Source organism: Pseudomonas sp. (genome assembly GCF_050739655.1).
Taxonomy (GTDB): Bacteria; Pseudomonadota; Gammaproteobacteria; order Pseudomonadales; family Pseudomonadaceae; genus Aquipseudomonas.
In genome coordinates this window covers 1-7,740 of record NZ_JBOIBY010000489.1, presented here as the reverse complement: position 1 = coordinate 7,740, position 7,740 = coordinate 1, and the positions used below count along the sequence as shown (strand labels likewise).

Annotated in this window: 5 protein-coding genes and 1 pseudogene; 1 reads left to right on the top strand and 5 read right to left on the bottom strand. The window is 52.6% G+C overall.

Annotation, left to right across the window (positions count from 1 at the left end; genetic code table 11):
- Positions 1-265: DUF1329 domain-containing protein (locus ACRESJ_RS23530; protein ID WP_431760042.1), on the top strand; the 265-nt coding region annotated here is incomplete at its 5' end.
- 737 nt (positions 266-1,002) lie between these two features.
- Here ACRESJ_RS23530 and ACRESJ_RS23525 read toward each other — a convergent pair.
- From ACRESJ_RS23525 to ACRESJ_RS23505, 5 genes and pseudogenes are all read right to left on the bottom strand, one after another.
- Complete coding sequence (locus tag ACRESJ_RS23525) at positions 1,003-1,254, bottom strand: transposase (protein WP_431760041.1); 252 nt, start codon at positions 1,252-1,254, stop codon at positions 1,003-1,005.
- A 443-nt stretch (positions 1,255-1,697) separates the two neighbouring features.
- A pseudogene (locus ACRESJ_RS23520) lies at positions 1,698-1,950 on the bottom strand (transposase); the annotation flags it as partial.
- A gap of 159 nt (positions 1,951-2,109) precedes the next feature.
- Positions 2,110-4,587 (bottom strand): efflux RND transporter permease subunit, encoded by a 2,478-nt coding sequence (locus ACRESJ_RS23515; protein WP_431760040.1) that lies wholly within the window; start codon positions 4,585-4,587, stop codon positions 2,110-2,112.
- A gap of 4 nt (positions 4,588-4,591) precedes the next feature.
- Positions 4,592-5,731, bottom strand: a complete 1,140-nt coding sequence (locus ACRESJ_RS23510; protein WP_431760039.1) for a WD40/YVTN/BNR-like repeat-containing protein — start codon at positions 5,729-5,731, stop codon at positions 4,592-4,594.
- Between the two features lie 98 nt (positions 5,732-5,829).
- Positions 5,830-7,458 (bottom strand): DUF1302 domain-containing protein, encoded by a 1,629-nt coding sequence (locus tag ACRESJ_RS23505; protein ID WP_431760038.1) that lies wholly within the window; start codon positions 7,456-7,458, stop codon positions 5,830-5,832.
- Positions 7,459-7,740 lie beyond the last annotated feature (282 nt).

Below are 7,740 nucleotides of genomic sequence, written 5' to 3'. Positions count from 1 at the left end.
GTACATCGATGAAGATACATGGACAATCCTCACCAGCGATCTTTGGGACGCGAAAGGGCAGCTCTGGAAAAGCATGCAGATCCCGCCGCTTACCTATCCAGAAATTTCTCTCACCCTTTCCGTTCCTCTCGTTATCTACAACTACCAATCCCGCGATTACGCTGTGATGAACGCAATGAACGGTGATAAGGAAGGTATGAGCTTCGCCCAACTCCCAGCAACCATGTACACCCCGCAATATCTGGAACGCACAGGTGTAAGATAAGAAACTTAATCTTTCCTATACGCGCCTATCAGTGCTTGCCGCACCAATAGGCGCGTTTCAATCATATTGGGCGTAAGTCTGGCGGCTAGCGATAGCGCACCGTTGCCAACTAACTTCTATCCACAGGAATGAGCTGTGATTACGCCGAGAACGTCCCGGTGTGAGTACAGCTCAGCTTACGCGCCTAAACCGTCAGATCCAGAATCGACCAGCCGGCTGACTCCAGAGCTTCCCTACGTTTCACTCCAACAGATCCCTCTCCCTAGCTGCTTTGTCGCATCGCGAGGCACAGCATATGGGTCGGGCGATTCATTCCGACGTACATCAACATCATGTCCTTCCTAGCCGTCTCTTGGGGTCGTTTGGCAGCCGTAGTTTTCCTTCAAGCCAAGGCATAAGCTTTTGAATGAAATACGTCCCCCTGAATGTTTCAAGAATCAGTTTGCCGCGTGCGTCTTGCCTTTCTCCGAGCGGATGGATGACAAGCGAACATCAACACCGTTCTGACCTTCCGCGAATCTGGTATTAATCAACGACCCATCACTCTCACCAGGATCCGCAGCTGCTGGAGCAGGCCCCAAGCCAAATACTCGCGACCTTGCATGGCGGCTGATCTGATGTCAGAGCCCTGAAGAGCTGCCGCTACGTGCAAAAGCTTAGGCGTGGGCACGAACAGGAGTTGCTGGAGACACTCCCGGTAGAGAGCAACTGCCTTTGGCTTCGTGGCCAGGCCTTGCTCAATCATCTGCTGGCGTCTGGCTGTTACAGGCAGGGCGACAGCTGGGAAGGCAAGCCCCTGCAAGGTTGAACAGACAGGAAGCGGGCAGCGCCGGCTCCTGGCAATCACGGTAAGCAGGTATCCACTTTCGAACCAGGTTGGCGTTGATGCCGTGGCGCAGCGCGACGCTGGCCATCGATACGCCTGGTTGCAGGCATTCCTGGACGACTTGGGCTTTGAAGGGTTTGGGATAGGAGGTTCTTTGGCGCATGCTAATCCTGACGAAAAGGGCGATGGTGTCCACGTATTTTTAAGTGGAGAACATCGCCCTTATTGCTGGGATCGGGTAGGTGACTTTGCCGGCTTACCTCTAGAAGCGCGCCCTGACCGAAAAGCGAAAACAATCCTACGAAACCAAGCTTACGCTTATTTTCTGCACAAATTAGCGTTCAGCCAATCAAGGGAATTGTGGCCAACCTCGGAATCCGGGTGGTAATGCACAGGGGTAGTTGCCGTACTGGCATCCCTGCGGATACGAGGCATAGGCAACGCTTGCTGCTCGTGGCGGCTGGCTCACGATAGCCAGCGCGAAAAGCGCAAATATAGACAGACCTGCAACAGTAAATAGCATTTTTTTTATTGTCATGGCAGCGCTCTCGGCAGTGCTTGGAGACTCAATTACACCGCTGCTGGAGGCTACGAAAACCTATCTTTAGTAAGCAGATAGGCACCGTTTATCGCTTTCGAATCGCTGTAGCCGAACCAGCTCTGCATCAGATGGACACGTAGCATCGCAATCAGCGGATAGGCCGGATGTCCACCATCACCCTTCGGGTAGTGCCGCTCGATCAGAGCAATCAAACCCCGCCACGGCACCACCCGATCCATCTCGATCAGGAACAACTCTTTAGGGGTCTGCTTGCGTTTGCCGGCGTACTCGGCATCGGCTAAATGTCATTTGCTTCATCGGGAGACTTGGCGGGTGGAGTCTGGGTATTTTGCTAAAATCAGGAAGTCTTCTTCAGAGCTTCCTTAGTCGAGATGGGTACGGATGGTACCTAGAAACGAAAGCGCCCCCAAAAGCGGGGGCGCACGTTGACTCGCAGTTATGCAATGCGCGGGTGTGTCAATGCGGAAAACCGTGGAGCAAGCGCTGCATGGCAGGATCCTCCTCAGCCTTCTTCTCAACCTTCTTCTCAGAAATCTCTTGGGCCTCACTTGCTAGTGAACGAGCAGCCGGTTTGAGTAGGAAGCTCGCTAAAGCCGGGAGCAAGATGAGTGCCCCCAACATGTTCCACAGGAACATGAATGCTAGAAGGACGCCCATGTCGGCTTGGAACTTGATCGGAGAAAGCGACCAGGTAGCAACGCCAATCGCCAATGTCGCACCAGTGAGCAATACGACCCGGCCGGTAAATAGCAGCGAACGGTAATAGGCCATCGACAGAGACTCTCCACTGCGAAGATGTGCAAGTAAGATACTCAGGACGTAGAGCGCATAGTCGATGCCAATACCTACCCCCAATGCGATCACCGGCAACGTAGCTACCTTCACACCGATGTCCAGCCACACCATCAGCGCCTCAGCGAGGATCGATGTGAGGATTAACGGCAAAATCGCACAGGTAACTGCCCGCCAGGAGCGGAACACAATGAAGCAGAGCAGTATTACCGCGCCATAGACCCAGAACAGCATATCGCGATTGGCTTTTTCCACCACAATGTTAGTTGCCGCCTCAATGCCCGCAGTCCCTGCTGCCATTTTGAACTGTTGATCGGCGGTGTTGTTCCGAGCGGCAAAAGCTTCAACAACACTCACAACACCATTCAGCGTCTCGGCTTTGTGATCCGTCAGGAATATCCGGAGCATTGACATGTCGCAAGCTTGACTGACGATGGTTGAGGGAGCGTATTTAACCAAACTGTTGATAACGGCCTGGTTGGGAATGAGGCCGATCCACTTGGAATTACCCTCGGTCAGCTGGCCAGTCATGATGCCAATGAAGGAAGCAAAAGAATCAGTCGCAGCTACTCCTGGCTGCTGACGTAGCTTCCACTCTAGACGGTCAATTTTCTCCAGCAGGTCATAATTCATACACTGCCCAGTTGGAGAAGTGACCATGACAATGAACACGTCACTAGCGTTCCCAAAGTGCGAAGTGATGTAGCCATTGTCCTTGTTGTAGCGAGAGTCAACTCGCAGTTCAGGCGCACCGGGATCCAAATCACCGACCTTGAGTTTGTGACTCACCACAAACCCAAAGATGCCTAGTGCAAAAGCAATGAATAGGGTTGGCGCGGCCACTTTCCGACGGGTGAACAGATCCAGGAATCGCCACAAAGGATGCCGAATTCCACCGCTTAGGTCTGACTCCTCGTTGCGCAGGCTCCGCACGGCAGCCCGCTTTCCTACCCCGACGTAACTGAGAACAACAGGTAGCAGGATCAAGTTGGTGAAAATCAGGAATGCCACGCCAATGCTGGCAGTGGTAGCAAGCTGGCGGATCACCTCAATATTGATCAGCAACAGCACGGCGAAACCTACGGCATCACACGCGAGTGCCACCAATCCCGCCATGAAGAGACGGCGGAAGGTATAGCGCGCAGCGATCAGGCGATGAGTACCTCGACCGATATCCTGCATGATGCCGTTCATCTTCTGAGCGCCGTGACTCATGCCAATTGCGAAGACGAGGAATGGAACTAAGATGGTGTAGGGATCTAAGTCGTAGCCGAGGATGGGGAGCAGCCCCAGGAGCCAGACAACTGCGATTACGGAGCACATCAACACTACGAGCGTGCTTCGCACACAGCGGGTGTAATTGAACACCAGAGCGCCAGCAATGAGAATCGCGATGGCAAAGAACACCAATACTTGACCAAGCCCTTCGATAAGGTCTCCAACCACCTTGGCGAAGCCAACCATGTGGATGCTGATTTGATCACTCTGGTACTTCGCCCGCACCTGCTCAAGCTTGCGACTGAAGTCACCGTAGTCGAGCGGTTTCCCTGTCTCCGTGTCGATATCGAGTAGCGGTACCAGTAGCATGGTCGATTTGAAATCTGGTGCGACAATACTACCGATCTCCCCCGATCGTTCGATGTTCAGTCGCATACGTGCCAAGGCCGCAGCCGACCCGTCGTAATTCGAGTCGATCACGGGCCCCTCCTCAATCCCGACCTCAGTGATACCTCGCCAGCGCATGGTCGGCGTCCAAAGTGACTTCATGAAGGGGCGGTTTACCCCAGCAATGAGATAGACCTCGTCACTGATCTTTTGCAGGGTGGCCAGATACGAAGCATCCAGAATGCTGCCCTTTTTGTTCTCCACCACAATACGCATGACGTTTCCCTGCCCTGCCAGATCATCCTGGCGAGCAGTGAAGTTCTGTACGTACGGGTGGTCATTTGGAATCATCCGGAGGAAATTTGCATTCAGCTTGAGCCCCGGGAATTGGAAAATGAAAAACACCGTCAGCAGCAAACAGAACAGCAACACATATATTCTGTGATTGAACAGCAAGCGCTCCAGCCATGAGCCTGAAGCTCGGTCAAAGTCCTTCAAATTAGCGATGACAGGCGCTTCTTCGTGAGTAGATTGCATGGTATTACTCCTTGGAAGCAGTCTCGGCCAAAGTAGCCATTGGGATTGTTACAACACCTGCGAGACTCGTCAGGAGAATGTCCCCGCTTGAGGTCTCGGCGGCACCGGTCAACGGAGCTCCCCATTCAAAGTTAATAGTTTTGAATACTCGGCCTTTGTCAATGCTAATGTGTACACGCCCGGATTGATCCAGAAGGAGTACATCACCGTTACTACGCGCGAGAGCGAAGTTGAGTGTTGCGTTGTTGCTTCCTGGCACCTCTGCCTTATGCCAGTTAAGGCCTGCATCGTCGGAGACAAACGCATTCCCTCGCAGGCCGTAAACCAGAACCCTCTGCTGACCGAGTGGCAACATGCCGAAGTAGCTACCGTCATAAGGAGAGGCAAGAGATTTCAATGTCCCGCCAACATGTTCAGCCGAAAAAAGCGATCCCTGCTCCCCCGCTGCCATAAGCTCACCAGAAATGCGCTTTAGCGCATATACATGCATGCCATTAGGATTGTCGATTTGCTGGGAATAAGCGGCCCAGGTCACCCCTCCATCGTTGCTACGTAGAGCGAGATTGAACGCGCCAACCACTGTGACGGTATTGCGATCCTCGACAAGCAAATCCAAAAAGGGCTTGTCTGGGCCGTCATCAACCAGACTTTGTGCACGGAACAACAAGTCTTCTTTAGCGTCTGGTTCCAGTGATGCTGCCTGTTGTCGCGCCTGATCCAAGATGACACTTGCGGCGGTAAAACCGTCGAGCTGTTTCTGCCAGCTCTCGCCGCCATCAGACGTATGAAGCACGACACCCATTTGGCCGATAGCCCAGCCATTATGCTCATCGGCGAATGACACTCCGGTCAGATTTACACCGACCGGTACCTTGCCATTACGCCAAGTTCGACCCTCATCATCGGAGAGCGCCACGATACCGTGCTCTCCGACTGCGACCAGGCGTCGTCCGCTTCGTGCTACAGCAAATAGCATTGAACGCTCTGGTCTAGCTGCAGGTTCTGCTGGTCGCTCAAGACGTGCTTTCGCGGCAGTGAGTATGAGGTCGGAGTCAGCTGTTTGAGCACCCGCCATGGGCGCTGCAAAAGCAGCACCCATGGCGGCCATCCCAGCCATCAACCAGTGAAGCTTAAGGCGCTTCATGTATTTCACCTGCTTTAGGCTGAGTGAGGGTATTGAGGATGACGCCCTTTACAAAGCCGGACGGGTGCCAGTTCTTATTGTTCATGTAACGTCTCTCATCAGAACGAGTAAGCTAAGTTCACCATCACGAAGTCTCGATCGTGGTAGGCGTTGTTCTCTTCATCGCCCAAGAACTTCGTATAGCTAATCCCACCTCTCAAATTCGCCAAGTACTTGAAGTTGAGCGCGGCGGATACGTCTCCGCCGTGGGCGGCCCCGGTGACGTTGAAGGCCGGATCGACTGCAGATTTGCCGGTGAAGTTGTAACCCAGGGTGATGGGGGAACTGAGGTCAATAGACGGCAACGCCTGGTACCAGGTCGGTTCGAAAATTCCACGAAAGCCGGCGGCGGTGCGCACAGTGTCATCCTTGTCACGCAGATCGCCGTTCTTGGTCACTTTGTATAGGTGATTAGCGCCAAGCTCAGCTGTCAACGAGGACGTGTCCCAAAGCGGCATACGAGGCAGCACCCAGATAGTGGATACTTGGGCATGAATGGTCTGTCCTACGGCGTACTCTTGGTTGTGGCGGCCATCGACGCGTTGATCGTCGAGGATCACAAGCTTGGTCGGATCGCTGACGAGAGGCATGTTGTCCCGGAAGGAGATTTCACCCGCAACGTTGGCATCACCAACCTTCGTAGAAGCACTCAGACCGAAGAGCTTGATGTCCTCTGGATAGATGAATCGGTATTCATCCGGCACTGCGACACCAGGCGCAACTGACGACAAATGGAGAAAAACCTGCGGCGTCTTGGCATGGAAGCGCAGGAAATATGCGCCGTAATCCCAGTCGTTTTCCAGGTCACGGTACTTCAGAGCGATGCCCCACTGCCCGCTGTCACTACGCGGCTTGACGGAATCCCCTCGAGGAACACCAAAGCCTGGAGCCAAAAGCAACGACTCGCCCCCTTTGAACACCATGTCGCCAGTACTCCAGAAAGTACCGGGCGCTGGAACACGAGTTTGCTTGTATTCAAACTGGTAGTAGCCCTCGACCGAAAGGTTGTCCGTCAACGTGAACGCCGATGACAGTTGCTCTACAGGCAGGAATACTTCCTTCGCCAAGGTGCTTGGAACGGAGAGTGCTTTATAAGCGTCATTGGGTGCCTGACCGTTGGCGATCCCGTTCGTTGCCATGAAGAGGCTTTCACCCCAAAGCAAAGTATGCTGCCCAAGCCGCCAGGAGAGGTAATGATCCCCAAAGGCCATTCCGCTATGAATGAATGCATCAAGAATCTCTAGATCCTTGCCCGCCATGTCTTTTGCTTTATCTGTGAACTCATCAGTACCCACAGACGTCATGTTATAAGTGGCAGCTGGAATCGTACGATGGTTTCGCTCGTAAACATTGTCGTACCAACCAGCGACACTGATACGAAACCCGCTTTTAGCCTCATCTTTCAGGTTGAAATCAAACTCCGAAAGAATGTCAACACGGTTACTGATTAAGTCATGTTTATTGAACGCAGCATCACCATCGTTCGTATTAATATTGCTAGTAGCAAAATTAGAAGGGGATTCAGTCCGCTGGCCGATTTGATACTTTAAAGTATTATCCCAGCGAACTTGATAAGTCTCAGTATCAGCCAGCGCAGCAGCCTGAGAAACTCCAGCCCCACTTGCTGCCATCGCGGAAATAATTGATGCAAGAGTGGTGCGGCAGATTCGTTTTTCTTGTTTTTTCATTTCTATCTACACCCATTGTAGCGATGATAACGAGGTTTATTTATTTATAGCAAAGCTTTTCCGAGCTAGCCAAAAAATCGACTCTCCGAAATACAGAGCAATAGATCTTTTTAAAAAAACTTCAGAAAATCAACGAAACTCATTCTCACCCTGAGATTACCAAAGGTGAGTTGCTAAGGCTGACAAAACTAGAACAGCGCAAGATCGACAGTACGACGGCACTAGACGTGGCGACGCGAAAATATGGCAGGCACGGCGGAAAAGCATTCATGTCCTATTTTC

Coding starts and splice junctions, on each gene's coding strand:
- ACRESJ_RS23510 (WP_431760039.1), bottom strand. CDS start 5,731: ATGAAGCGCCTTAAGCTTCACTGGTTGATGGCTGGGATGGCCGCCATG.
- ACRESJ_RS23525 (WP_431760041.1), bottom strand. CDS start 1,254: ATGCGCCAAAGAACCTCCTATCCCAAACCCTTCAAAGCCCAAGTCGTC.
- ACRESJ_RS23505 (WP_431760038.1), bottom strand. CDS start 7,458: ATGAAAAAACAAGAAAAACGAATCTGCCGCACCACTCTTGCATCAATT.
- ACRESJ_RS23515 (WP_431760040.1), bottom strand. CDS start 4,587: ATGCAATCTACTCACGAAGAAGCGCCTGTCATCGCTAATTTGAAGGAC.